This window comes from Flavivirga spongiicola, assembly GCF_030540825.1.
GTDB classification, from domain to species: domain Bacteria; phylum Bacteroidota; class Bacteroidia; order Flavobacteriales; family Flavobacteriaceae; genus Flavivirga; species Flavivirga spongiicola.
This window is the reverse complement of record NZ_JAUOEO010000001.1, coordinates 927,373-952,393: the sequence shown is the minus strand read 5'-3', so window position 1 is coordinate 952,393 and position 25,021 is coordinate 927,373. Positions and strand designations below refer to the sequence as shown.

Here is a 25,021-nt window from a genome sequence, read left to right as displayed (position 1 = left end):
AAACTTACTTTTTATATAAGAGAAGGTTATTTGTGATTTAATAAAATAAATTTTTATGACATTTTTAGCAGCAATGAGAAATTTTAAATGGGTTTATTTATTATCGATTTTATTTTTAATTTCCTGCGGAAATAGCAGCGATAGTAAATTAAATTCTGTACAAGAAGATATTGACAATGATCATTATCAAGTTTTAATAACAGGTGATACGCTGCAAACAAATATCCCTATTAAGTTAGAAGGGAAAAAAACGTTGTTGAATCAATCAGGGGTAACCAAAACAAAACTTAAAAAACCACCGAAAATTGTAAAATCAAAAAATACTCCTAAAAAAATAAAAAATATAGAAACCATTTTAGTGTCTCTTAATCAGAAATTAATAAAACATGGAGAAAATGACGTATCTCTACCAAAAGATACGATACTAGAAGGAAATAAAAGTACCGTGTTTTTTCCGAAGCCAGTCAAATCAGAGAAACCATTATATAGAGACAATGCTATTTTAGACATTCAATGGATGGATGTAGACCAAGGTTTGAACTCATCATATGTTGTTTATTCTTTTGAAGATTCTAGAAATAATATATGGATGGGGTATTATGGAGGAGGTGTTAGCAAATTTGACGGCGTAGAGTTTTTACACTTTACAGAAAAAGAAGGCTTATTTAATAACTATGTCTGGACGATATTCGAAGACAGCAAGCAAAATTTATGGTTTGGTCATTATTCCGGAGGGGTAACTAAATATGATGGTAAGACCTTTACTCACTATTCAGATGAAAATGGATTTCCAGATAGGACTATTTGGAGTATTATAGAAGATAGCGCTGGCAATATATGGTTTGGAACCGCAAACGGCGTGGTAAAATATAATGGTGAAATCTTTACACATTATACAAAAAGTACTGGGCTAATTGGTAACGACGTCGTATCCATGGTAGAAGATCAAAATAAAAATATATGGTTTGCTACAAAGAACTCTGGTATTAGTATATATAATGGAGAATCCTTTTATTCTTTAACAAAAGAAAATGGATTACCAGATAATAGGATTTTATCTGTTTATGAAGCTTCAAATAAGGAGATTTGGATAGGGACTTACGGTGGGGCATGTAGGTATAATGGGCATTCGCTTGAAAAAATTACAACTAAAGAAGGATTGACACATAATAAAGTAATCTCAATAGTTGAGGATCAAAATAATAATATTTGGTTTGGAACTCATGGAGGAGGCTTATCAAGATATGATGGAAAAACAATTTATAATATAACTAAAAAAGAAGGGCTCCCTCATGATGAAATTAGACATTTACTTATAGATAGTAAGAATAATATATGGGGAGGAACGGAAGGAGCTGGCCTTTTTAAGTTTAATCCCAATTCTTTTTTGCATTATACAAAAAATGAAGGATTGCCTACTGAACAGGTTTTCTCAATTTATGAAGACAAAAAAGGACATATTTGGTTTGGTACATATGGAGGTGGGTTATCTAAATATGATGGCTCTAACTTTATCCATTATGGAGAAGAGCAAGGATTGGTGGCTAAAAAAGTCATTTCTTTAACAGAAGATAGTAAAGGAAATATCTGGTTTGGTACTTTTAGCCAAGGATTATTTAAGTTTGATGGTGAAGTATTTACGCAATATGATAAGAGTTCTGGTTTATCAGAAAATATGGTATGGAGTGTTTTAGAGGATAGAGAAGGGAATATATGGATTGGTACTGAAATGGGAGGTTTGGATCGATTCGACGGTAAAGAATTTGTAAATTATAATTTTGAAGAAGGTTTTTCAAGTTATGTAATCTGGGATATTTTAGAAGATACAAAAGGAAATGTATGGATAGCTACTAACCGTGGAGGAGTTTGCAAATACAAAAATGAAGCGTTTACATTTTATGCACAAAAAGAAGGCCTACCAAGTGATATAGTTTGGACTATTTTAGAAGACAAGAAGGGAAATATATGGTTTGGTACTCACAAAGGTGTTTGTGTATATAATGGAAAGACTATAAAAAGTTTTGCTGAAGACGATGGTTTATCTAATAACATAGTTTGGTCTTTGTTACAAGATCAAAAAGAAAATATATGGATGGGAACAAGCAAAGGTTTGAATTGCGTGGTTTTAGATAAAGAATTGATTGCAAAAGTTGATGATGATGTAAAAATGAAATCTATTGATGGGTACATTACAAATTTTCAAAAAAATGACGGATTAAAGTCCACTATATTTTATGCAAATAGTAGTCTCTTTGATAAAAATCACGATATGTGGTTTGGTACTATTAGCGGTGTTATAAATTTTAACCTCAATAGTTTTAATTTGATAGATTCCGCTCCATCAATTCAGCTAAACACTATAGACATTAACCAAAAAAGTATTAATTATAGTTTGTTGAGTGATACCATTTATAATACATCGACACCTTTTTTAAATAAAATAAAGGGTTGTGCTGCTGAGGTTGAAAATTTTCACAATTATCCTAAACATTTAGAATTACCATTTAATTTTAATCATTTAACTTTTAAGTTTGCTGGTATAGATTGGAGTGCACCCCATAGTATTGAGTATGCCTATAAAATAGATGGTTTAGATGAAGCGTGGAGTATTCTAAGTAGTGAAAATAAAGCTGATTATAGGAATATACCACCAGGAACTTATACTTTTAATGTAAAAGCAATTAGCAAATCAGGTCAATGGAGTAAACCACTACAATATAAGTTTTCAATTTCTCCACCGTGGTGGCTTAGCCTTTGGGCAATTAATAGCTATATTATTTTAAGTATTTTATTAATTATAGGGAGCTTTAAATGGTATGGTTCCAGAATGAAAAAGAAGCAACTTGTATTAGAACATATTGTAGAAGAAAGAACTCGAACTATTGCACATCAAAAAGAAGAACTCTCGATAGCTTATGACGATTTAGAACAAGAGCGTAATAAAATGGAATTAAAAGCACTTTTAAATCAAATTAACCCACATTTTATCTTTAACGCTTTAAACTCTATTCAACAATTTGTTATTTCAAACAATGTTAAAACATCTTTAGATTACTTTAACAAGTTTGGAAAATTAATCCGCGCATCGCTGGAGCATTCAGAAATGAAATTTGTTTCTATAGATGATGAAATTCAGGTGATTCGTAATTATGTAGATTTAGAAAATCTTAGATTTCATAATCCCATTGTTTTAAATTTTGTGGTTCATGATATTGATATATATAATGTTAAAATCCCTCCAATGTTTATACAGCCCATTGTTGAAAATGCTATTATTCATGGGCTAAGTGAAAAGGAAACAGATAAAGAAATTAATATTCACTTTGAAGAATTTAAAGAACATATATTATGTAGTATACATGATAATGGACTAGGTAGAAAGAATAAAAAGAGTATGAAGAATAAAAATTCCGGAATGATTATAACCAAAAAAAGATTAAAATCTGTTTGGAACACTAACGATAAAAAGGATATAGAGGTTGTTGTTGAGGATTTAAAAGAACCAACAGGAACTATAGTAAAAATTAAACTTCCTAAAGATTTCTAATGATAAGAGCCATATTAGTTGATGATGAAAAAGGGGCCTTAGAAACCTTATCAGGCATGTTGAGTTTATTTTGTAAAGAAGTTCAGGTTTTAGGAAAAGCTGCTTCTGCAAATGAAGCCAGAGACTTAATTAAAAAGTATCATCCGGATTTAGTGTTTTTGGATATACGAATGCCTTTTGAAAATGGGTTCGACTTACTGGAATCAATAGATAGGCATACGTTTCATGTTATTTTTACAACTGCATATAATAACTATGCCCTAAAAGCAATTAAGTTTAGTGTTTTAGATTATTTGTTAAAACCTATAGATGTAGAAGAACTACAAAGAGCAGTATCTAAAGTTTCAAAAATAGCTGTAAATAAGGAGCAATACAGTGTTTTTAAAGCACATCAATTGAATCATGAACATGAGCAAATTTTATTACCCTATAAGAATGGGTTTCAAGTTGTAAATTATCATGAAATTTTAAGGTTTGAAGGAGAACGTAACTATACTTATGTTTATTTTTTAAATGGAAAACGACTTTTGGTAGCCAAAACATTAAAAGAGTATGAAGAACTTTTAAAGGATTATGGGTTTTTTAGAGTGCATCAGTCTAATATAGTAAATATGAAATGTGTAAAAGGATATATTAATGGAAGAGGAGGTAAGATTCAATTAATAGATAATACAGAGGTTGATTTGGCAAGAAGTAGGAAAAAAGAATTTTTAACTTTTTTTAAACCCTCCTAAAGAAGATGTTTCATTAAAGATATGAGGTTGTCCAAAAAGTGTCATTCTAAATATTACCGAGAAACAAAATATATTACTTTTTAGGCCTCTTGAATATCGTGTAAAGTGGTTTGTTTTGATGAAATTAGATTTATTAGCTCTAGAAACTTCAAAATAAGAATCCTTTAATACTTAAAAATCCTTTTTTAGACCTAAATTATTCACCTTCGCATTATTTTAATTTCTATAGATAATATTAGTAGTTAATTTTAGTTATAATATATTATAATTATCTGTAAATAAATGCTATGAATAAAATGACAGACTCTCCTGAAGAAAGTAAATCGATATTTGAAGAATTTGCCAGACTTAAAAAATTAAATGATCTTTTAGTCATGCTTCTTTTTTGTCTTTTCGTCCTTTTTTTAACGACTATATATTTCTTTAAATAAGAATGATTATTTAACAAACAGTTGCCCCATATCCTTAAAGGATTTAAACTCCAGAGCATTTCCTGAAGGGTCTTTAAAAAACATGGTTGCTTGCTCCCCAATTAAACCTTCAAAACGAATATAAGGAGCAATAATAAAATCAATGTTTTGTTTTTTTAAACGTTCCGAAAAAACATGAAAAACATCCCATGGTAGAACGACTCCAAAATGTGGTACGGGGACATCCTTTCCATCTACTAAATTGGTATGCATATTATCTTTTTCTTTTGGCTTGTAATGAATAACTAATTGATGACCGAAAAAGTTAAAGTCCACCCAACAATCACTACTTCTGCCTTCCTTACAGCCTAAAATATCTCTATAAAAATCTCTGCATTCCGAGAGGTTATGAACAGGTATAGCTAAATGAAAAGGAGATGTTAAGCTGTTCATAGTTAAGAATTTATTTTTTTATTCTTTTTGGAGATTCCTGATATTCTTTGGTAGAATTACTAATCAAATTATTTAACTCATCAAATTCTTCTTTTGTTAATTCTCTGTACTCGCCAATGGGCATGTCCATTTTAATATTCATGATTCTAACACGTTTAAGTGTTTCTACCTCGTAGTTTAGATATTCACACATACGACGAATTTGTCTATTCAAACCTTGGGTTAAGATAATTTTGAATTGGTAGGTGCTTAGTTTTTCAACTTTACATTTTTTAGTCACTCTGTTTAATTCAGCTAACGGAATACCACCAGACATACGCGTTATAAATGTTTGCGATATGGGTTTGTCTACTTTTACAATATATTCTTTTTCATGATTATTACTAGCACGCAAAATTTTATTTACAATATCACCATCATCGGTCAAAAGAATTAAACCTTCACTAGGTTTATCTAATCTCCCGATTGGAAAAATGCGTTTTGGGTAGTTTATAAAATCAATAATGTTGTCTTTTTCAATAGAAGTATCCGTAGTACAAACAATTCCAACAGGTTTATTAAACGCTATATAGACAAAGCCTTCTTTGGTGTTTTTTATTTCTTCACCATCAACATGCACAATATCTCCAGAAGCAATTTTTGCACCCATTTCAGGAACAACACCATTTATAGTAACACGCCCTGCTTCAATAAGTTTATCAGCTTCACGACGTGAACAATACCCAACCTCGCTTAAAAATTTATTAATACGTTTTAACTGTACTTCCATGCTTCAAAAGTACAACATTTTATGCGTTTAGGAAGTCAATAACATGATTGTGAACAGTTTCGTTTTTTAGGCCATGTCCAAAGCCCTTAGTACCAATAAATTCTACTTTTTCGTAGTTTTTTTTGAACTTTAGTCCATCTGTGTAAGGGATAATTCTATCTTTCTTGTCATGGACAGCCAATATTTTTGCTTCGATTTCTTTTATGAAATCAGGAGCAGAATAGTATGCTGGTAAATGATTAAGTTCTCTTAATACATACTGTGCCATAGCATGAGAAACTTTCTTATTATAACCCATCATAGTTTCATATCGTTCAAAGACACCAACAAAATCTGCTGGAGCCCCCAGCAAGACTATTTTTTCAATAGATGCTAACTGTTTTTTGTATTGTGAAAAAATAGTTGCTGTACCACCAACCGAGTGACCTACTATAGTATTTGCTTTAAATTTTTTAGCAACAGCATGTATGCATTCTGAATAAAGAATTGCATTAAATAATTTTCCACTAGAATTGCCATGTCCTGGAGCATCAAGAGCAATAATGGTATAGTTTAAAGGCTTTAGAATTTCGATAAAGCTTTTCCATCTATAGGCATTACTTTCCCAGCCATGTGCTAATAAAATAGTTTCTTTTTCACCCTTCCAACAGTAAGTTTTGATTGAAATGTTTTTATGAATGATTTCTTCTTGGATAGCAGAGTCGAGATACAGGTTTTCTTTTTCATTAAGCCTCCCTTTTTGAGGGGTTGAAAATAACTTAATAGCCAATTTTGCAGCATATATTGACGAAAAATGACTTATTAAATTTATATAAAACCCAATAATTTTTATAAAGTACGCATTCATTTAGTTTCTCGGTTTACTAAGTCTATAGAAAATGCGGGTATACAAATAGCTATATATTCACATATTTCAGTGAAAGGATTGGAATATTGAACTCTGGTATTTTTCTCAATCTTAATAGATTGGCCAGCTTCTAAAATAATGGTTTCGTCTTCAATAATGAATTGCTTTTTACCTTTTATTATAAAGGTGAATTCGTCAAATTCCGGTGTTTGAAAAGGTTCGCTCCATCCAGAAGGCGCCTTCATATGTGCGATACTAATTTGTGAATTACTGTTGGAAGCTATTCCAAAATGTTCTTTTATGATTTTTCCGTCTGTAGTTGGTACAACAAACGGATTGTTTTGTATCGTATATTTTTTTTCTTCCACGTAATATTTATTTTCATCTAACATCTAACATCTAACATCTAACATCTAACATCTAACATCTAACATCTAACATCTAACATCTAACATCTAACATCTAACATCTAACATCTAACATCTAACATCTAACATCTAACATCTAACATCTAACATCTAACATCTAACATCTAACATCTAACATCTAACATCTAACATCTAACATCTAACATCTAACATCTAACATCTAACATCTAACATCTAACATCTAACATCTAACTATTTCATGGGTTTTTTCTTAATCATACCGCCTTTTAAATCTTTAACAATTCCCATAATAATAAATGCTTTTCTATCAATTTTATCAATTTCAGTTTGTAATTTGGCTAGTTCTAAACGTGTTACAACCGTATAGATAATATCTTTATCGTAACCATTACCTTGTTTTCCAAAGCCACCTTTGCCAGCATATATGGTACAAGCACGTCTTAATTTTTCGATTAACATGACCCTTATAGCTTCGTGCTTGTCTGATATTATGGTAACCCCAACATATTCTTCTACACCATCAACTACAAAATCTACTGTTTTTGCTGCGACTAAATAGGTAAGAATAGCATAGAGAGCTGTTTCTATGGAGAGTATATAAGCGCCTACAGAAAATATTATGATGTTAATCAATAATAAAACATCCCCAATAGTTAATGATAGCTTTCTACTTAAAAATATAGCCAATACCTCAGTGCCGTCAATAACACTTCCACCACGCATGGACATGCCAATTCCCAATCCTAAAAAGAAACCACCAAAAACAGCAATCAATAACTTGTCATCTGTAACGGTAGGATAATCTATAAAGTGTACAACTACAGCTAAAAATGAAATGGCAGCAATACTTTTTAGTGCAAATTTGATACTAATAGTTTTAGAAGCAAGAATTAAAAAAGGTAGGTTCACTAAAAGTAATAATACCCCTAATTTTAATGGTGTCACATTTTCTAATAAAAGAGAAATACCTGTGGCTCCACCATCAATAAATTGATTTGGTAGTAAAAAACCTTTTAAACCAAATCCAGCAGAAAAAACACCAATTGTAATAAAAAGATATTCTTTAATCGCATGCGATAATTCAATTTGAAATTTTCTTACCAGAGGAACTATTTGTTTTTTACTTACAGGCTTGTTTACTTGTTTTTTTTCAAGTCTTTTGCGGGCAAGATCTATTAATAGTTTCGATAAGAATGGATTCATTTTGTTTATTAATGCATAGTCCAGTTTAAGAAAAAGTATTTTATTTTAGCGTTATCAGGAATATGTGTTGCTTCTATTTTAACATCCATATTAAACCTAAGATTGGCAGGAAGCTCTTTTTTGTCTATAACAAAACTTGCGTTTAATTCATTTACAATAATAAGAACAGAGTTTATGAGGCTATTTATTTTTGAAATTTTATAGGTACTCGAAATATCTTTAAAAGTACTTAGAGTAGTAATGTTCTTGCCTGTTTTATATCGAGGGTCAATAATTTGAATGCTTTCAATAACCGATGTGGAGTCTAAAGCTTGTTTAGGGGTGAGAACTAAAAGTTTTGCACCGCCTTTTTCAAATATCTCTATATTGTTTTTACTACCAGCAAATTCATCACCACTAGTAAATCTTACTAAAGAATCTTTAGCAAAAATACTTTTAAGATCTCTAACCTGTGTAGAATCTGTCAATAACCCAATATGTTGCTTTCCAATTTCAAAAGGGTTTTGCTCTTTTTTACAACTAGAAAATATGAGGCTAAGAATAATAAGACTAAAAAATGATTTATACATTATTTAAAAATGATTTAGGTATTGGTTAATATTGATTGTTGACTTATTTTTTTAATACTTTAGTTAAAATACCAAAAACGCTTCTTATAAAAGTAGCACTTGTGAGTACTTTAACAATAGGATTCATTCTAGTACTTTTTCTTCTGGAACTGGTAGTACGTTTTTTAGATTCTGCCTTTTTAAGAGCCTCTCTTTCTTGTCTTGCTTTTTCTTTTGCTTCCTCAGCTTCAGCGTGTTCTATTTTTTCATTAAGCATTTCATAAGCACTTTCTCTATCAATATCTTTATTGTATTTTTTTACCAATTTGGATTTTGAAAGTAAGGCGCTTAATTCTACATCGGTTAACACATCCATTCTACTCATTGGTGCTCGCATCATGGTAGCGGCTAAAGGGGTTGGTCTTCCCTTTTCATCTAAAGCAGATACTAGAGCTTCACCAATACCTAAAGATGTTAAGACTTCGGTGGTGTCGTAATACTCGGAATCTGGATAGTTTTGTGCCGTAAGTTTTATGGCTTTTCTATCTTTAGCAGTAAAAGCTCTAAGCGCATGTTGTACTTTTAAACCAAGTTGCCCTAGAACTGCTTCTGGAACATCCGTTGGATTTTGAGTTACAAAATACAAGCCTACACCTTTACTCCTTATTAATTTTACAATACTCTCTATTTGATTTAATAACGCTTTTGAAGCTTCATTAAAAATTAAATGAGCTTCGTCAATAAAGAGAATTAATTCGGGTCTGTCACTATCACCTTGCTCAGGAAATGTTGAGTAAATTTCTGCTAATAAACTTAGCATAAATGTTGAAAATAACTTGGGTCTATCTTGAATATCTGTTAATCTGATAATATTAATATAACCACGTCCATTCTCATCAATTCTTAGTAAATCCTGAGTGTCAAAAGAAGTTTCACCGAAAAACAAATCGGCACCTTGTTGCTCTAATTCAACAACTTTACGTAAAATAGCTCCAGTTGATGCTGTCGAAATTCGACCATAAGCTTTGGTGAATTCTGCTTTTCCTTCTTGAGTGGCATACTGTAATATTTTTTTGAAATCTTTTATATCCAGAATAGGCAGCTTATTGTCATCACAATATTGAAATATGACTGCTACAACTCCAGATTGTGTTTCAGATAAATCTAAAATTCTCGAAAGCAATACAGGTCCGAATTCGGTAACGGTCGCTCTTAAACGTACTCCATCTTGTTCAGAAAGTGTTAATATTTCAACAGGAAAAGGTTTAGCTTCAAATGGTAGCCCTATTTTTTCGTGACGTTCATCAATTTTTGGATGCCCGGGGCTTGGTTGTGCTAAACCGCTTAAATCACCCTTAATATCCATAAGCAATACAGGAATTCCTTTGTCGCTTAAATTTTCAGCCAGTACTTGTAAAGATTTTGTTTTTCCCGTACCAGTGGCACCAGCAATTAGACCATGACGGTTCATGGTCTTTAAAGGTATTTTTACATGGGCGCCCGTAACTGTTTCTCCATCTAACATGGCAGCACCTATCGGAATAAAATCACCTTTAGTCGTATTGCCTTCAGTTATATATTTAAAAAAAGTTTCCTTAGTCCCCATATGCTATAATTTTGCATAAAAATACAGGAAAAATAAAGAAGAAAAAAATAAGGTTTTATTGTGAAAAATGAGGCTAGTAAATTATAAAGCTTAATCTATTCACGCCATTTTACCCAAATGATTGCAGCTGGATCTATAACGCCGCTACCATTAGATCTGGCTCTTAACATGATATAGTCTCCAGCATTAAAATCTATGTTAAAAGTAGTTCTGGTGAAAGAGCCTCCAGAAAGATTAAACCTTCCATCTAGAGTAGGATCTGCATTATTTGGAACAGCAGTTCCGTTGATTTCAATTTCAAAACTTTTTGAAGCATTTCCTCCTGATGACTCAATTGTCATATAAACAATAGTCCCATCGAAAGGCATTTTAGCACCTGAAGCAGTATCTGTTGCTGAATTATTACCAACATCTCCACCAAACCAGATTACCTGATCATCTGCTGAATTTTCATAACCATATTGAAGCGCAGTTGTTTCTGTACTAAGCCATTTCACTCTGGTGGCATCATACATAAATAGTTTATCTCCTATAACGGCTAATTGTCCGGTTACGGAACCAGTTGGTGCAGATTGTGGGTTTAACTCTAAGGCAGGAATTCCAGTGTTAGTGGTTTCAATTTCTAATTCAGAAGATGGGGTAGTAGTACCAATTCCAACTTGCGAAAAGCTATAATAACTGCATAACAGCATTACAGAATAGGCGATTTTTTTCATTCTTGAGAGAGATTGAGAATCTATTTACTTTTAATTAATCCGAAAACGAAGGTATAAAATTCGAATTGGAAATCAAAATGTAATGAATAAGTAATGGAATATGTATCTTTGCAAACTATGAAAAAATCCGATGAAATGCATATTGATAAAGGTGAAATGCTGCCTTTAATGGAAGAGTTTTATACTATACAAGGAGAAGGGTACCATAAAGGTACTGCTGCCTATTTTATTCGTATAGGCGGATGCGATGTAGGATGCCATTGGTGTGATGTTAAAGAAAGTTGGAATGCGAATTTACATCCCCCTACTGAAACTGTTAAGATTGTTGAGAATGCTGAAAAGTATAGTGATACTATTGTTGTAACTGGAGGCGAACCATTAATGTGGGATATGACTATTTTAACAGACCAATTGAAAAAGAAAGGGCTTCAAACACATATAGAAACGTCTGGAGCTTATAAATTAACAGGCACCTGGGACTGGATTTGTTTGTCGCCAAAAAAAATGAAGTTACCTACTAAAGAAGTTTATGATAATGCAGATGAGCTTAAGGTCATTGTTTATAATAAGGATGATTTTCGCTTTGCAGAAGAACAAGCCGCTAAGGTTAATAAAGATTGTATCTTGTATTTGCAACCAGAATGGAGTAAGCGTGATAAGGTTGTACCTGAAATTGTAGATTATGTTATGGCAAACCCTAAATGGAAAGTGTCACTTCAAACACATAAATATTTGAATATACCTTAAATTAGGTGTTAGGTGTTAGGTGGAAGTATTCAATTTACAAAATAAAAATGTTCCAATAGTTTTATATTATTGGAACATTTTTATTTTGTCTAACCGTCTAACCGATTTTATTTAGTAAAAGGAACAGCAACTCTGGTCGTTCCCCATCCTAAATGCATATTTATGCTGCCATTAGCTTCATCAAAAGCAATAGAGAATGCTTCTACAGATTCTCCAGACGTTACCGGTACAGATAAACGAGCAACATCGTTTGCTTCTTTATAGAAATAAGAACCCCAAACGTTTAAGTCTTTACTAATAATAGCTGTCCATTCTTTGTCTCCAGGAATCGCATAAAAAGTATATGTTCCAGCTTTTACAGAAGTATTTCCTAATTTCATATCTGTAAAAAGCGTTAATTCTGCAGCTTCATTAGCTCCAAGCCTCCAAACCTTACCGTTTGGTGCTAACGCACTAAGAGCTCTTCCTTTAAGTTGAGGTCTGCTATAAACTATTTTAATAAGTTTATTAGCGTCTTTATAGCTAGCTGGAAATGCTGCTGCATCCATTGGGCTTTTGTCTAGTTTAGAGAATTTTTGAGCATCTACATTTGTAGATAATAGCATAATAAAAGCAAAAGCAATAGTTGTAAAAAATGTTGATTTTTTCATAATGATTTTTTTTTAGTGTTTAAGATTAGAATCGTTTAAAGATAAATGTAAATTGTGTTAAGGTTCTTATAAAAGTCGCTTGCGGATGTTAAAATTTACGTTTTTGGTATAGAACTCATTTAAACTTTTTGGATTAAAGCGAAAATCAGTCGTTTTGCAACCAATTGAAAAAGTTTAAATGAGTTCATAAAAAAAGCCGACACTATTATGTCGGCTTTCTAAGTTAAAACTTTGAAGGATATAAAAATTATTTTTTCATCACTTTTACATTCATTTCTTCAACTTTTTTATCTGATAATAAAGAAGGTGCCCCGAATAATAAATCTTCACTGGTTCCTGTTTTTGGAAACGCCATGACTTCACGAATAGATGCCTTTTTTTCTAATATCATCATCAACCTATCAACCCCCCAGGCAATACCTCCGTGTGGTGGCGCACCATAATGGAAAGATTTATACATTGTGCCAACGCTTTTAAGCATTTCTTCTTTATTATACCCCATATTTTTATAGGTAGCTTCCAGAATTTCAGGTTTGTGAGCACGAACAGAACCGCCTCCAATTTCGTAACCATTTAAGATGAGGTCGTATTGTTGAGCAATAATACTTCCGATTTCGTTCTCATTGCCATTCATATGCTTGTCAATATCATAAATAGCTGGCATAGAGAAAGGATTATGGGTAAATGTCCAACGGCCCTCATCTGTTTTTTCAAACATAGGAAAGTCTACAACCCAAGCAGGTCTTAATTCCTTCGGGTTTATTAAACGCAACATGCTACCTAGTTCTTGACGAACTGCGTCTAGTGCTTTATTTGCTGTCACATAGTCTGCGGCAGAGAAAAATACAATATCACCAACTTGAGCGTTGGTTGTTTTAATAATACCGGTTGCAATATCTTCACCTAAAAACTTAATAATTGGTGATTGCAAATCGTTTTCATTAACAATAATATATGCTAAACCCCCTAAGCCGTGCTGTTGGGCTATAGCAGTTAGCTTCTCTATTTGTCCTTTAGATAAACGCTTCTTTCCTTGTTCTTCAGCAGATACTTTAATACATTTTACAATACCGCCTTCTTCAATGGGTTTACTAAATACCTGAAAGGTGGTGTCTTTTACAATATCTGTAATATCTTGTAATTGTAAACCAAAACGTAAATCGGGTCTGTCGCAACCATATTTGTCCATCGCTTCTTTATAGGTGATCACCTCAAACGGATGTAGAATCCATTTTTTACCATATATTTTCTTAACGATGTTATTGAACATGTTGGTGTTCAAATCTATAATTTGCTGCATACTGGCATAAGCCATTTCTAAATCTAACTGCGTAAATTCCGGTTGACGATCACCGCGAGAATCTTCATCTCTAAAACAACGTGCAATTTGGAAATATTTTTCATAACCACTTACCATCAACATTTGTTTAAATTGTTGTGGAGCTTGTGGTAGGGTATAAAATGCGCCCGCTTGTTTACGAGTAGGAACTATAAATTCTCTGGCTCCTTCGTCTGTTCCTGCACTTAATATAGGTGTTTCAATTTCTAAGAAATTTTGTTCATCTAAAATATCACGCATCAATTTAATGACTTTGTGACGGTTAATAATAACCCTGCGAACATCGTTATTTCTGTGATCTAAATATTTATATTGAAAACGAGTGGTCTCGTTTGTTTTAGTTGCTCTCTTTATTTCAAAAGGCAGTGTTCTAGAAAGGTTTAAAATCTCTAAAGAAGCCGTTTCCATTTCTATTTTACCTGTTCGCAACGCAGCGTTATAATCATCTTCTTTACGTTGAACAATAGTACCCGTGACCGTTATCACCGATTCTGGTTTTAATTTTACCAGCTCATCTAAATTAGGGAACGACTCTCTACTTAAACGTACTTGAAACACTTCGTTACTGGAATCTCGTAAATCGATAAAAATAAGTTCACCATGATCACGAACACTTGACACCCATCCTGAAAAAGTAACGTCTTCAGAAATATTTTCTTCAGAAACATCTGAAATTAAATGCGTTCTGTATTCGTCTTTTATAACAATAGGGGTTTTAGGTAATATCTCTTCTTGTATTTTGGTTGTTGGTTGTTGGTTGTTGGTTGATTGTTGTTGGTTGTTGGTTGTTAGAGAATTCTGAACTTCTGGAGATGAACTTTGCAACTGACTAAGAATCCCTTCCCGAATTACTTTTCCAGAGGCGCCTTTTCCAATAATAGCGATTACCTTACCAACTAGAATACCTGCTTTTCCTTGGTTTCCTCCTTTAATATCATTTGCAACAGCATCATTTTCAGAAATCACTTTTTCAATAGCATCCTGAATTTGTGATTCTGAGATGGTATTATCTTTAAAATACTTATTATAATCAAAATCCCTGTCTTTTAGATACGATGTAATGGCATTTTGAACCAATACAGATGTTATCTTTTCATCTCTGAATAGTTTAAATATTTCAATAAGATGTTCTATTCTGTGTATGTCGGCATATTCATCAGCACCAATATTGTTCACTAATGTCTTTGCAACAAAAGAAGGGTCTTTAAGGGCATTATTTATGGCAATAAACGTTTCAGAACGTAACGAATCTGCTGTGAAAAATTTAGCATCTTGTGGTAATACGCCTCCTTTAATTAAAATAGATTCTACAGCGTATGGTAAGGTACTTGTATCAACCTTAATGGTATCGACGACTTCTTTAATCGAAACGAAAGGTAAGTCTGGTTCTGAGATAAAACGATAATCGGCTTCAAACTCCTTTTTACGCATCGTTTTAGTTTGCTTTAAATCGGCATCCCATAAAACGGTGGTTTGATCTGGTCGAAACTCTTTATGCTCTATATAATAGTTGAATTGTTTTTCAACTTCTTCTTTTAAAGCCTCTACCATAAACTTAAACGAGTTCAAGTTTTTTATTTCGGTACGTGGATTTAAATTATAACTATGTTTTTTACGAAGCGATACAGAAACATCCGATTTAAATTCTCCTTTTTCCAAGTTGGCTTCAGATATCTTTAAATTCTGAACAATACGTTGAATGTATTGTGCATAGGTTGAAGCATCTTCAATATGACGAATACATGGTTCGGTTACAATTTCAATAAGCGGTACCCCGGCCTTATTAAAATCGACTAACGACACCGTTTTTTCATGCATCAATTTAGCAGCGTCTTCCTCGATATGTACTTGGGTTAAATTAACTGTAAATTGAGATCCATCATTTCTAAAACAAGAGACTTGTCCGTCTGGTATGACGGGGTTGTGAAACTGTGTGATTTGAATGTTCTTTGGATTATCCGGGTATTCGTAATGTTTTCTGTCCCAGGAAATGACTTCGTTTTCAAAAGATGATTTTACAGCTTTTCCAAAATAAATGGCTTTGTTGATAGCTTCTTTATTAATAGCAGGTAAAACCCCCATTTGTCCTGTGCAAACAGAACATATATGTTCGTTTGGCGTTTCTATTTCTTGGTTTGGGCAAGAACAAAACAACTTGGTTTTGGTATTTAATCGTACGTGCGTTTCCAGTCCGATTACCAATTCTAATTCATGGGCTTTTAATGCCGTGTCTAATTGTTCCAAATCCATTATATCGTATCTTTTAAGAAGTTAGCAAACTTCAAAACGAGTTCGTCATTATTTTTTGCTGCTGTAACCTGTAAACCTGTTTCCGTACCTTGAGGAATGGTTAAGGTAGGTAGTTGTCCTAAGCTAAAACCTACCGTATAAGCATCAGATAAGTACATGGCTAAAGGATCTTTTAAACTATCTCCAATTTTAGGCGGTGTACTAGGCGTAACGGGGGATAAGATAATATCCACTTCTTTAAAATCTTTTTCGAAGTTTTCAGAAATTAAATCCCTTAAAGCGAGACTTTTTAAATAGATTTCATCAGAAAACCCTTGAGATAATACTTGATTCCCACCGACAATTCTTCGTTTGGTTTCTTCCGAAAATTTCTCGGATCGTGTCACAGCATAAGACTCCTTTAGATCCTTATTGTCAATACGGTCACCATAATTGGTACCGTCTAAACGTGATAGGTTTGATGCTGTTTCTGCCATAGCCAAGGTATAATAAGTAGAAACCAGAATATCAGATTTAAAGAAATCCAGTTCTTTTACTTTTATGCCATTTGCTTTTATTTTTTCGATCGATGCTAAAAAATCATCTTTAATTTGAGTATCGATGGCTTCGCTTTCAATAAAGTTTTTAAAATAACCAACCGTTTTAATGTCAGCTGCATTTAAAATATTTTCTTTTTCAATGCCTTCTGAATTATAAGTTGTTTGATCTTTTATATCTTTTCCGCTCATCACATTTAAGACAATGCGAATGTCTTCTACAGATTTTGCCAAAGGACCAACACAATCTGTTGATGATGCGTAGGCCATTAAACCATAGCGTGATATTCTTCCGTAAGTTGGTTTTAAACCATATACATTATTATAGCCAGCTGGTTGGCGAACCGAACCACCTGTATCTCCACCAATAGAAAAGACGGTATAATCTTTAGCCACATTAACGGCTGAGCCACCACTAGAACCACCACCCACTAATTCTGGATTTATAGCATTTTTAACGGCTCCAAAAATGGTGTTTTCACTAGAAGACCCATGACCAAAACTATCACAGTTTTCTTTTACAATAGGTATGGCACCTGCATCCAATAATTTTTGAATGGCTGTGGCGGTATATGCCGATTTATAATTTTTTAGTAAGTCTGAACTAGCTGTTGCATAAGTGCCTTGAAGCATATAAACATCTTTAATACCAAACGGAATCCCTTCAAGTAAACCAATAGTTTCTCCATTTGCAATTTTGGTATCTACCTTGGCTGCTCGTTCTAAAGCTAATTCGGTTAGTAAAGCGTTTACGGTGTTATGAGTATTTTTTTTAAGCAAGCTTAATTTTTCCTGAATCAAGTCGATACAAGAAATTTTCTTGTCCATCAATTGTTGGTGGATATGTTGTATTTGAGATTCCATAACCTATGCATCTATAACTTTAGAAACTACTAAATAGTCATCTTTCTCTTTCGGGAAATTGTCTTTAATGATTTGTTTCTCCAAAGCAGAGCTTTCAATCACTACATCATCTCTCAAATTATTTAAAGACACGCCATTATTATGATGATTATTAAAGGGGGTATCATTTGCTGTTTGTGCATTTTTAATCACGTCAAATAATTTGCTCACTGCCTCAGAAGGTTGAGCTCCTTTAATACTCGACAATATGTCGACTGTCATAATTTTACTCATGGTTTCATTTATTAGATTAATAAAAAAAGCCTTCCAAATTTGGAAGGCTTTATATATATTTAAACAATAACCTTCCGATCCTAAAAATTAGGATTATTGAAATTATTATTGTTGTTATTTATTGTCATAATACTTTATCTGTTGTCAAATATATATAGAATAAATTTACTAAACATCATTTTTCATGATCTAATATTTTTATTGTCAAATTAATAAAAAACTTAAAATTAATTTATTAGTTCTACAATAATTATTCATTTAAGTTTAATTCTTGACAGAATATTTTGTTGTTATAAATGGGAAAAGAAGTTTTTTATTTATTTGAATTTCTTTTCTAAGATTTATTTTTTAGTATAAATAGTTGTTAGAAATTAATATAGCTTGCCTTGAGCAAAGTTGAAACTTATCCTCTAAACGATTTTAATGTTTTCTAATTTTAACAATCATGTAAAAAATAGTTGAAATCCATTTTAAGGTGCTTTTTAGTCGATTTAAGGAGTTTTTTAGTAATTAACAATTGTTGATAATTATTGTATAAAGTCTCTAAAATGCTTTTTAAAGGTAGGTTGATTTCGTATATTTGTTAGTATCCAAAGAATGATGCATTAGCGTCATTTTTTTATGGAATAAAATCAAGTTTTAACTTATAGATAAATAATAATATGAGTCAAGAAAAGGAAGAGTTTAATAAGCACAATTATTCAGCTGATAGTATTCAGGCTTTAGAAGGTATGGAGCATGTGCGTATGCGTCCATCCATGTATATTGGAGATGTTGGAACAAGAGGTTTGCACCATTTAGTATATGAAGTAGTTGATAATTCTATTGATGAAGCATTAGCGGGTCACTGTAATAATATTACTGTGATTATTAATGAAGATAATTCTATTACTACTGAAGATGACGGTCGTGGTATCCCTGTGGACTTACATAAAAAAGAAGGTGTTTCAGCACTTGAGGTTGTCATGACTAAAATTGGTGCTGGTGGTAAGTTTGATAAAGATTCTTATAAAGTATCTGGTGGATTACACGGTGTGGGTGTAAGTTGTGTGAATGCCCTATCAGAACATCTAAAAGCAACTGTATATAGAGGAGGTAAAATCTACGAACAGGAATATGAACGTGGAAAAGCCATGTACCCTGTAAAATCTATTGGTGATACAGATAAAAGAGGAACCACGGTTACTTTTAAGCCAGACTCTACTATTTTTACTCAAACCTTAGAGTATAGCTATGATACTTTAGCAAGCCGTTTGCGAGAACTGGCTTATTTAAATAAAGGGATTACAGTTCATTTAGTTGATAAAAGATCTAAAAAAGAAGATGGCGAATTTGAAGGAGAGACGTTTCATTCTGAAGAAGGGTTAAAGGAATTTATCCAATATTTAGATGCCACCCGAGAACCTTTAATGAAAGATGTTATTGCGTTTGAAGGTGAAAAGAATGGTGTGCCAGTTGAGGTTGCTATGATTTATAATACATCTTATGCTGAAAATTTACACTCTTATGTAAATAATATCAATACCCATGAGGGAGGAACACACCTTTCTGGATTTAGACGTGGATTAACACATACTTTGAAAAAATTTGCGGATGGTTCTGGAATGTTGGATAAGTTAAAATTCGATATTGCAGGTGATGATTTCCGTGAAGGGTTAACAGCAATTATTTCTGTTAAGGTTCAAGAACCTCAATTTGAAGGACAAACAAAAACAAAGTTAGGAAATAGGGAAGTGTCGGCTTCTGTAAGTCAAGCGGTTTCTGAAATGCTTACGGATTATTTGGAAGAGCACCCAGATGATGCAAAAACCATTGTTCAGAAGGTGATTTTAGCAGCTCAGGCACGTCATGCTGCTCAGAAAGCACGTGAAATGGTTCAGCGTAAAACTGTTATGTCTATTGGAGGGCTACCTGGAAAATTATCTGATTGTTCTGAACAGGATCCTGCAAAATGTGAAGTTTTCCTTGTTGAGGGAGATTCGGCGGGAGGAACAGCCAAACAAGGTCGTGATAGAGCTTTTCAAGCCATACTTCCGCTTCGTGGAAAAATATTGAATGTTGAAAAAGCTATGCAACATAAGGTATTCGAAAATGAAGAGATTAAAAATATATTTACAGCACTGGGAGTTACCATAGGTACCGAAGAAGATAGTAAAGAATTAAACCTTTCTAAATTACGTTATCATAAAGTAGTTATTATGTGTGATGCCGATATTGATGGTAGTCACATTGCAACTTTAATTTTAACATTCTTTTTTAGATATATGAAAGAATTAATAGAGAATGGGCATATATATATAGCAACACCTCCCTTGTATTTAGTTAAAAGAGGTGCTAAAAAACAATATGCATGGAGTGATAAAGAGCGTGACGAAATTGTAGCTGAGTTTGGAGACGGAAGTAAAATACAGCGTTATAAAGGTCTTGGAGAGATGAATGCAGAACAGCTTTGGGATACTACTATGAATCCTGAGTTTAGAACGATGCGTTTAGTACAAATAGATAATGGCACAGAAGCCGATAGGATTTTCTCTATGCTAATGGGGGATGAAGTGCCACCTCGTAGAGATTTTATTGAAAAGAATGCTATTTATGCTAATATTGATGCCTAATTAAAAAGCAAAATAAGTTTAATTTTTTAATACCCCTGATATTTTATATTAGGGGTATTTGTTTTTAAGAACGTTTTTTTAAACGATTGTTTTTATCCTTTGTATCATATTCAACTGTTTTAATGTTTTGAAGACAATATGTTTATAAATAGTTAGCGTTGCTATTTTTCTTAATTATTCTGTCAATATGTAACTTTGGTTTTTTAGAAATTCTAGATCTATTTGTGTATTATTCTATCAACAGTACCTATTGATACATCATGTTTTTGCTATACCTTTAATTGTTTCCAAACTTAAAAATCATTTAACAAATAGTATACTTAATTGCAAAAACACAAAATGATTGTGCTATTATTTTATCTTAATAAATTTGCGCATTTCATATAAATTCATAATTTTACGTGTGCGCACACGATCCTGTGATTTAAAATAATTTATTTTTATAAAACTATGATACAATTAAAGCCAAAACTATTTTTTATAATGAGCCTTGTTCTTGTCAACTTTATAGGTGTCAAAGCTTATTCACAGGCACAGGAAGGTGAGTGGGTGACACTTTTTAATGGACAGAATTTTGATGGATGGAAACAGTTAAATGGAACCGCTAAATATATAATAGATAATAATGAAATTGTGGGGATAACGAAGACTAATATCCCAAACAGTTTTTTATGTACCGAAAAAAGCTACGGTGATTTTATTTTGGAATTTGAAATTCTGGCTGACCCTTCGATTAATACGGGTGTGCAATTTAGATCTAATAGCTTTAAAGATTATAACAATGGAAGGGTTCATGGGTATCAATTTGAAATAGATCCTAGCGCTCGTGCTTTTAGTGGAGGTATTTACGATGAATCCAGAAGAGCATGGATATATCCATTGTCGCTTAATCCAAAAGGAAGAAAAGCTTTTAAAAATGGTGTTTGGAATAAATGCAGGGTGGAGGCTGTAGGTAATTCCATTAGAACATGGATTAACGGAGTACAATGTTCTAATTTGGTTGATGATTTAACAGCATCTGGATTTATTGGTCTTCAAGTACATGGTATTGGGACAAATGAGGGACATGCTGGTAAGAAAATAAGATGGAGAAATATCAGAATAAAGACTGATAATTTGGAAAGGGAAAGTTGGGTGTCAGATCCACAAGTTCGTGAGATGAGTTATTTGATTAATAGAATTACAGATAACGAAAAAAGAAATGGATGGCGATTATTATGGGATGGAAAAACAACCAATGGATGGAAAGGCGCAAAAACAGTTCAATTTCCAAAATCAGGATGGGAAATAAACGATGGTGTTTTATCTGTTTTGGCTACGGATGGAGGAGAATCTACTGGGCCTGGTGATATTATTACAAAAGATGTTTTTAGTGATTTTGAATTAGAATTAGAGTTTAAAATAACAAAAGGAGCAAATAGCGGAATTAAATATTTTGTAGATCCGGAACTCAATAAAGGACCAGGTTCTGCAATTGGTTGTGAATTTCAAATTTTAGATGATAAAAACCACCCAGATGCAAAAGCAGGAACAGGTGGTAATAGAACGATGTCTTCATTATATGATTTAATAGCGGCAGAGAATCTTTCAATTCCAGGGAGAGGTAAGCAATTTAAAGGTATTGACCGTTGGAATAAAGCAAGAATAGTTGTAAAAGGAGGTAAAGTCGAGCACTGGCTAAATAATGAAAAGACTATTGAATATGATAGATCCTCCCAAATGTTTAGAGCCCTAGTAGCTTATAGTAAATATAATAAATGGCCAAAATTTGGTCAATGGGCAAGTGGTCACATTTTACTGCAAGATCACGGAGATACGGTACATTTTAGAAGTATAAAAATAAGAGAGTTTAATTAAAAAGTGCTTTACGCATGAGTTCAAACAGAAGAGATTTTATAAAAAAAGCGACAATAGGAGCAGTTGGGGTTGCATTTACAGGAAGCTTAACTGGTGTTTCAGCCCAAAGTTATTCGAGAATTCTTGGAGCAAATGATCATATAGGTTGTGCAGTTATTGGAGTACGTAGCAGGGCGAAAGCACATATTATAGCAATTCATCAAGATTTAAATGCTAAGATACTTTATAATTGTGATGTAGATGATATCATTTTAGAGGAACACAATGTTTGGTGCAAAGAAAATATTGGTTACATCCCTAAAGTAGAAAAAGATTTTCGAAAGATTTTAGAAGATAAAGCTGTAGATGCTGTTTTTATAGCAACGCCAGAACATTGGCATACACCTATGGCAATTTTAGCAATGCAAGCAGGGAAACATGTGTATGTAGAAAAACCTTGCAGCCATAACCCTTATGAAAATGATCTATTAGTTGCTGCTCAAAAGAAGTATGGTAAAAAAGTGCAAATGGGCAACCAGCAACGTTCTGCTCAAACATCTATGAATGCCATAAAAGATATTAGAGCAGGAATTATTGGCAATGTATACAAGGGGGAAGCTTATTATTCTAATAATAGAGAATCCATAGGAATAGGAAACAAAATAGATGTTCCTAAAACATTAGATTGGGAATTATGGCAAGGGCCAGCTCCTAGAAAAGATTATAAGGATAATATCCATCCTTATAACTGGCATTGGTTCCGTAATTGGGGAACAGGAGAAATTCATAATAATGGTACTCATGAAATTGATATTTGTCGATGGGCTTTAGGCGTTAATTTGCCAGAAAGTATTGCTTCGTTTGGAGGAAAGTATACTTATAAAGATGATTGGGAATTTGTAGATAATCAGCAAGTAACTTATAAATTTGAAAATGAAAAATTTATTACATGGACAGGGCATAGTAGAGGTATCATGAAGCCAGAAAGACCAGGAAGAGGTGTTACTATTTACGGAAGTGAAGGGTCTATACAATTAGACCGTAATTTTTATAAATTATTCGATTTACAAGGCAATCCTATTAAAGAAGAATTGGAGAAATCAGCCAGTGCTACAACGAATACAAGAGGTATAGGAGGGTTAGATGTTGACCATGTTGGTAATTTCTTTGATGCGATACGTAAAGATAAAAATTTGAATTCTGATATTCAAGATGCTAGTATTTCAACGATGTTATGCCATTTAGGTAATATGGCTCAGGATGTAGGAGAAACTTTAAAAATAGATTCTAAAACGGGTAAAGTTTTGAATAATGATAAAGCAATGACGCATTGGAAAAGAGACTATCAACAAGGTTGGGAACCTAAGTTATAAATAAAAAATGAAGCGAAGAGAATTTTTAACTAAAGGCGGTCTCGTATCTGCTGGAATTGTTGCTAGCGTACCTGTTTTACAAGCTATGTCCAAAAATATTGGTAGCAGTAACATGATTCATGTAGGCATTATAGGAACTGGAGATAGGGGAGGTGGACTTATACCTATACTAAATACTATTGAAGGAATTAACGTTTCTGCCGTTTGTGATGTACTGCCTTTTCGATTAGAAAATGGGCTTTCAAGAACCCAAAACAAAGCAAAAGCATATACTAATTATGAGGAACTGCTAAGCAATAAAGACATTGATGCCGTATTAATAGCCACACCTTTTAATACCCATGCAGCCATAGCCATAGATGCTATAGATGCAGGTAAGCATGTATATTGTGAAAAAACAATGGCTAAAGGCTTAGTCGGAATAGATGATTTGGTAAAAAAAACATCTAATACTAAAACAATTTTCCAAACAGGTCATCAATATCATAGTTCAAAGCTTTATAAACATGTTGTAGAGTTTATTAAAAAAGGTGAGTTGGGGCAAATAACATCTTTTGAATGCCAATGGAATAGAAATGGTAATTGGCGGAGACCAGTACCAGAGCTATCTTTAGAGCGCGCTATAAATTGGAGAATGTATAAAGAATATTCTGGTGGAATGGCAGCAGAATTATGTTCCCATCAAATAGATTTTGTGAATTGGGTTTTAGGCGAAAATCCTAAAAAAATTATGGGTACAGGAGGTATTGACTTTTGGAAAGATGGACGAGAGACTTTTGACAATATCCATTTATTATTTGAATACCCGAGCGGTGTGAAAGCAAAATTTACGTGTTTAACAAACAATGCATTAGGAGATTATCAAATAAAAGTCCATGGTAGTAAAGGAACAATTTTGCTAGATTATACTAAGGCGTGGATTTATTATGAAAATGGTTATAAGAAGGAATTTACCGATGTAGATGGTGTATCTGGTGCTACGGCAAATACTCATTTACAAGGGAAAGGAATTCCTATAAATATATCTCACATAGATCCAAGCAAACAAGCCTTAGTAGATTTTAGGAACTCTATTTTAGATAATAAAATGCCTGTTTCAAATATTTATACAGGAGCAAATACGGCTGTTGCAGTGCAGCTATCCTTAGATGCCATGCATAATGAAGAAATCCAATATTGGAAAGAGAGTTATTCTTATTAGTCCACGCTTATTGCGTGGCAGGAAAACTCTGTTTTGAAAAGTTGCGAAGCAATGCATTCAAAACAGCTAGTTGAACTAATCCCACTTCATGTGCTGAACTTGCTTCGGTATCTAGCGA

At 32.9% G+C, this 25,021-nt stretch carries 19 protein-coding genes; 7 read left to right on the top strand and 12 right to left on the bottom strand.

Translation table 11 applies throughout. The features are described from left to right. The first annotated feature begins 55 nt into the window (after nt 1-55). Complete coding sequence (locus Q4Q47_RS03505; protein ID WP_303305272.1) at nt 56-3,547, top strand: ligand-binding sensor domain-containing protein; 3,492 nt, start codon at nt 56-58, stop codon at nt 3,545-3,547. Then, a complete protein-coding gene (locus Q4Q47_RS03500) occupies nt 3,547-4,281 on the top strand; it encodes a LytR/AlgR family response regulator transcription factor (RefSeq protein ID WP_303305271.1) in 735 nt (244 codons plus the stop codon). The genes Q4Q47_RS03505 and Q4Q47_RS03500 overlap by 1 nt, the downstream gene beginning before the upstream one ends. A 437-nt stretch (nt 4,282-4,718) precedes the next feature. On the opposite strand, the gene Q4Q47_RS03495 is transcribed toward Q4Q47_RS03500, so the two are convergent. From Q4Q47_RS03495 to Q4Q47_RS03460, 8 genes are all read right to left on the bottom strand, one after another. Continuing rightward, nucleotides 4,719-5,144: a VOC family protein gene (locus Q4Q47_RS03495; protein WP_303305270.1), complete on the bottom strand. Its 426-nt coding sequence runs from the start codon at nt 5,142-5,144 to the stop codon at nt 4,719-4,721. Between the two features lie 10 nt (nt 5,145-5,154). Continuing rightward, nucleotides 5,155-5,913 (bottom strand): 23S rRNA pseudouridine(2604) synthase RluF, encoded by a 759-nt coding sequence (rluF, locus tag Q4Q47_RS03490; RefSeq protein ID WP_303305269.1) that lies wholly within the window; start codon nt 5,911-5,913, stop codon nt 5,155-5,157. 19 nt (nt 5,914-5,932) lie between these two features. Further along, on the bottom strand, nt 5,933-6,760 hold the full coding sequence (locus Q4Q47_RS03485) for an alpha/beta hydrolase (protein ID WP_303305268.1): 828 nt from the start codon (nt 6,758-6,760) through the stop codon (nt 5,933-5,935). Next, nucleotides 6,757-7,152, bottom strand: a complete 396-nt coding sequence (locus tag Q4Q47_RS03480; protein ID WP_303305267.1) for a cupin domain-containing protein — start codon at nt 7,150-7,152, stop codon at nt 6,757-6,759. The genes Q4Q47_RS03485 and Q4Q47_RS03480 overlap by 4 nt, the downstream gene beginning before the upstream one ends. 228 nt (nt 7,153-7,380) lie before the next feature. After that, on the bottom strand, nt 7,381-8,352 hold the full coding sequence (locus Q4Q47_RS03475; RefSeq protein WP_303305266.1) for a YitT family protein: 972 nt from the start codon (nt 8,350-8,352) through the stop codon (nt 7,381-7,383). An 8-nt stretch (nt 8,353-8,360) separates the two neighbouring features. Beyond that, nucleotides 8,361-8,921: a hypothetical protein gene (locus Q4Q47_RS03470; RefSeq protein ID WP_303305265.1), complete on the bottom strand. Its 561-nt coding sequence runs from the start codon at nt 8,919-8,921 to the stop codon at nt 8,361-8,363. Nucleotides 8,922-8,964: 43 nt separating this feature from the next. Then, nucleotides 8,965-10,506, bottom strand: a complete 1,542-nt coding sequence (locus tag Q4Q47_RS03465) for a helicase HerA-like domain-containing protein (RefSeq protein WP_303305264.1) — start codon at nt 10,504-10,506, stop codon at nt 8,965-8,967. 95 nt (nt 10,507-10,601) lie between these two features. Then, nucleotides 10,602-11,222 (bottom strand): hypothetical protein, encoded by a 621-nt coding sequence (locus Q4Q47_RS03460; protein WP_303305263.1) that lies wholly within the window; start codon nt 11,220-11,222, stop codon nt 10,602-10,604. A 117-nt stretch (nt 11,223-11,339) separates the two neighbouring features. Here Q4Q47_RS03460 and Q4Q47_RS03455 point away from each other — a divergent pair, with 117 nt between their 5' ends. Beyond that, on the top strand, nt 11,340-11,969 hold the full coding sequence (locus Q4Q47_RS03455; protein ID WP_303305262.1) for a 7-carboxy-7-deazaguanine synthase QueE: 630 nt from the start codon (nt 11,340-11,342) through the stop codon (nt 11,967-11,969). A 107-nt stretch (nt 11,970-12,076) separates the two neighbouring features. On the opposite strand, the gene Q4Q47_RS03450 is transcribed toward Q4Q47_RS03455, so the two are convergent. The 4 genes from Q4Q47_RS03450 to Q4Q47_RS03435 all read right to left on the bottom strand — a co-directional run bounded on the left by Q4Q47_RS03450 (nt 12,077) and on the right by Q4Q47_RS03435 (nt 17,881). Continuing rightward, nucleotides 12,077-12,619, bottom strand: coding sequence for a DUF2911 domain-containing protein (locus Q4Q47_RS03450; protein WP_303305261.1), 543 nt, complete (start codon nt 12,617-12,619; stop codon nt 12,077-12,079). Between the two features lie 247 nt (nt 12,620-12,866). Beyond that, complete coding sequence (gene gatB/aspS / locus Q4Q47_RS03445) at nt 12,867-16,208, bottom strand: bifunctional amidotransferase subunit GatB/aspartate--tRNA ligase AspS (RefSeq protein WP_303305260.1); 3,342 nt, start codon at nt 16,206-16,208, stop codon at nt 12,867-12,869. Continuing rightward, nucleotides 16,208-17,608, bottom strand: a complete 1,401-nt coding sequence (locus Q4Q47_RS03440; protein ID WP_303305259.1) for an amidase family protein — start codon at nt 17,606-17,608, stop codon at nt 16,208-16,210. The genes gatB/aspS and Q4Q47_RS03440 overlap by 1 nt, the downstream gene beginning before the upstream one ends. Nucleotides 17,609-17,611: 3 nt before the next feature. After that, on the bottom strand, nt 17,612-17,881 hold the full coding sequence (locus Q4Q47_RS03435; protein ID WP_303305258.1) for a hypothetical protein: 270 nt from the start codon (nt 17,879-17,881) through the stop codon (nt 17,612-17,614). 662 nt (nt 17,882-18,543) lie between these two features. On the opposite strand from Q4Q47_RS03435, the gene gyrB reads away from it, so the two are divergent. The 4 genes from gyrB to Q4Q47_RS03415 all read left to right on the top strand — a co-directional run bounded on the left by gyrB (nt 18,544) and on the right by Q4Q47_RS03415 (nt 24,903). Further along, entirely contained in the window at nt 18,544-20,493 is a 1,950-nt protein-coding gene (gene gyrB, locus Q4Q47_RS03430) for a DNA topoisomerase (ATP-hydrolyzing) subunit B (RefSeq protein ID WP_303305257.1), read from the top strand. A gap of 450 nt (nt 20,494-20,943) precedes the next feature. Further along, the gene (locus Q4Q47_RS03425) at nt 20,944-22,350 is read left to right on the top strand and encodes a 3-keto-disaccharide hydrolase (protein ID WP_303305256.1); all 1,407 of its coding nucleotides are present in this window, start codon (nt 20,944-20,946) and stop codon (nt 22,348-22,350) included. Between the two features lie 14 nt (nt 22,351-22,364). Continuing rightward, nucleotides 22,365-23,702 carry a Gfo/Idh/MocA family oxidoreductase gene (locus tag Q4Q47_RS03420; RefSeq protein ID WP_303305255.1) on the top strand — a complete coding sequence of 446 codons (1,338 nt, stop codon included), beginning with the start codon at nt 22,365-22,367 and terminating at the stop codon, nt 23,700-23,702. 7 nt (nt 23,703-23,709) lie between these two features. Then, complete coding sequence (locus Q4Q47_RS03415; RefSeq protein WP_303305254.1) at nt 23,710-24,903, top strand: Gfo/Idh/MocA family protein; 1,194 nt, start codon at nt 23,710-23,712, stop codon at nt 24,901-24,903. Nucleotides 24,904-25,021 lie beyond the last annotated feature (118 nt).

What these genes read in the sequence shown, in the direction of transcription:
- Q4Q47_RS03495 (WP_303305270.1), bottom strand. Translation starts at nt 5,144, where the DNA reads ATGAACAGCTTAACATCTCCTTTTCATTTAGCTATACCTGTTCATAAC.
- Q4Q47_RS03425 (WP_303305256.1), top strand. Translation starts at nt 20,944, where the DNA reads ATGATACAATTAAAGCCAAAACTATTTTTTATAATGAGCCTTGTTCTT.
- Q4Q47_RS03440 (WP_303305259.1), bottom strand. Translation starts at nt 17,608, where the DNA reads ATGGAATCTCAAATACAACATATCCACCAACAATTGATGGACAAGAAA.
- rluF (WP_303305269.1), bottom strand. Translation starts at nt 5,913, where the DNA reads ATGGAAGTACAGTTAAAACGTATTAATAAATTTTTAAGCGAGGTTGGG.
- gatB/aspS (WP_303305260.1), bottom strand. Translation starts at nt 16,208, where the DNA reads ATGGATTTGGAACAATTAGACACGGCATTAAAAGCCCATGAATTAGAA.
- Q4Q47_RS03420 (WP_303305255.1), top strand. Translation starts at nt 22,365, where the DNA reads ATGAGTTCAAACAGAAGAGATTTTATAAAAAAAGCGACAATAGGAGCA.
- Q4Q47_RS03465 (WP_303305264.1), bottom strand. Translation starts at nt 10,506, where the DNA reads ATGGGGACTAAGGAAACTTTTTTTAAATATATAACTGAAGGCAATACG.
- Q4Q47_RS03480 (WP_303305267.1), bottom strand. Translation starts at nt 7,152, where the DNA reads ATGTTAGATGAAAATAAATATTACGTGGAAGAAAAAAAATATACGATA.
- Q4Q47_RS03455 (WP_303305262.1), top strand. Translation starts at nt 11,340, where the DNA reads ATGAAAAAATCCGATGAAATGCATATTGATAAAGGTGAAATGCTGCCT.
- Q4Q47_RS03500 (WP_303305271.1), top strand. Translation starts at nt 3,547, where the DNA reads ATGATAAGAGCCATATTAGTTGATGATGAAAAAGGGGCCTTAGAAACC.
- Q4Q47_RS03450 (WP_303305261.1), bottom strand. Translation starts at nt 12,619, where the DNA reads ATGAAAAAATCAACATTTTTTACAACTATTGCTTTTGCTTTTATTATG.
- gyrB (WP_303305257.1), top strand. Translation starts at nt 18,544, where the DNA reads ATGAGTCAAGAAAAGGAAGAGTTTAATAAGCACAATTATTCAGCTGAT.
- Q4Q47_RS03485 (WP_303305268.1), bottom strand. Translation starts at nt 6,760, where the DNA reads ATGAATGCGTACTTTATAAAAATTATTGGGTTTTATATAAATTTAATA.
- Q4Q47_RS03475 (WP_303305266.1), bottom strand. Translation starts at nt 8,352, where the DNA reads ATGAATCCATTCTTATCGAAACTATTAATAGATCTTGCCCGCAAAAGA.
- Q4Q47_RS03470 (WP_303305265.1), bottom strand. Translation starts at nt 8,921, where the DNA reads ATGTATAAATCATTTTTTAGTCTTATTATTCTTAGCCTCATATTTTCT.
- Q4Q47_RS03460 (WP_303305263.1), bottom strand. Translation starts at nt 11,222, where the DNA reads ATGAAAAAAATCGCCTATTCTGTAATGCTGTTATGCAGTTATTATAGC.
- Q4Q47_RS03415 (WP_303305254.1), top strand. Translation starts at nt 23,710, where the DNA reads ATGAAGCGAAGAGAATTTTTAACTAAAGGCGGTCTCGTATCTGCTGGA.
- Q4Q47_RS03505 (WP_303305272.1), top strand. Translation starts at nt 56, where the DNA reads ATGACATTTTTAGCAGCAATGAGAAATTTTAAATGGGTTTATTTATTA.
- Q4Q47_RS03435 (WP_303305258.1), bottom strand. Translation starts at nt 17,881, where the DNA reads ATGAGTAAAATTATGACAGTCGACATATTGTCGAGTATTAAAGGAGCT.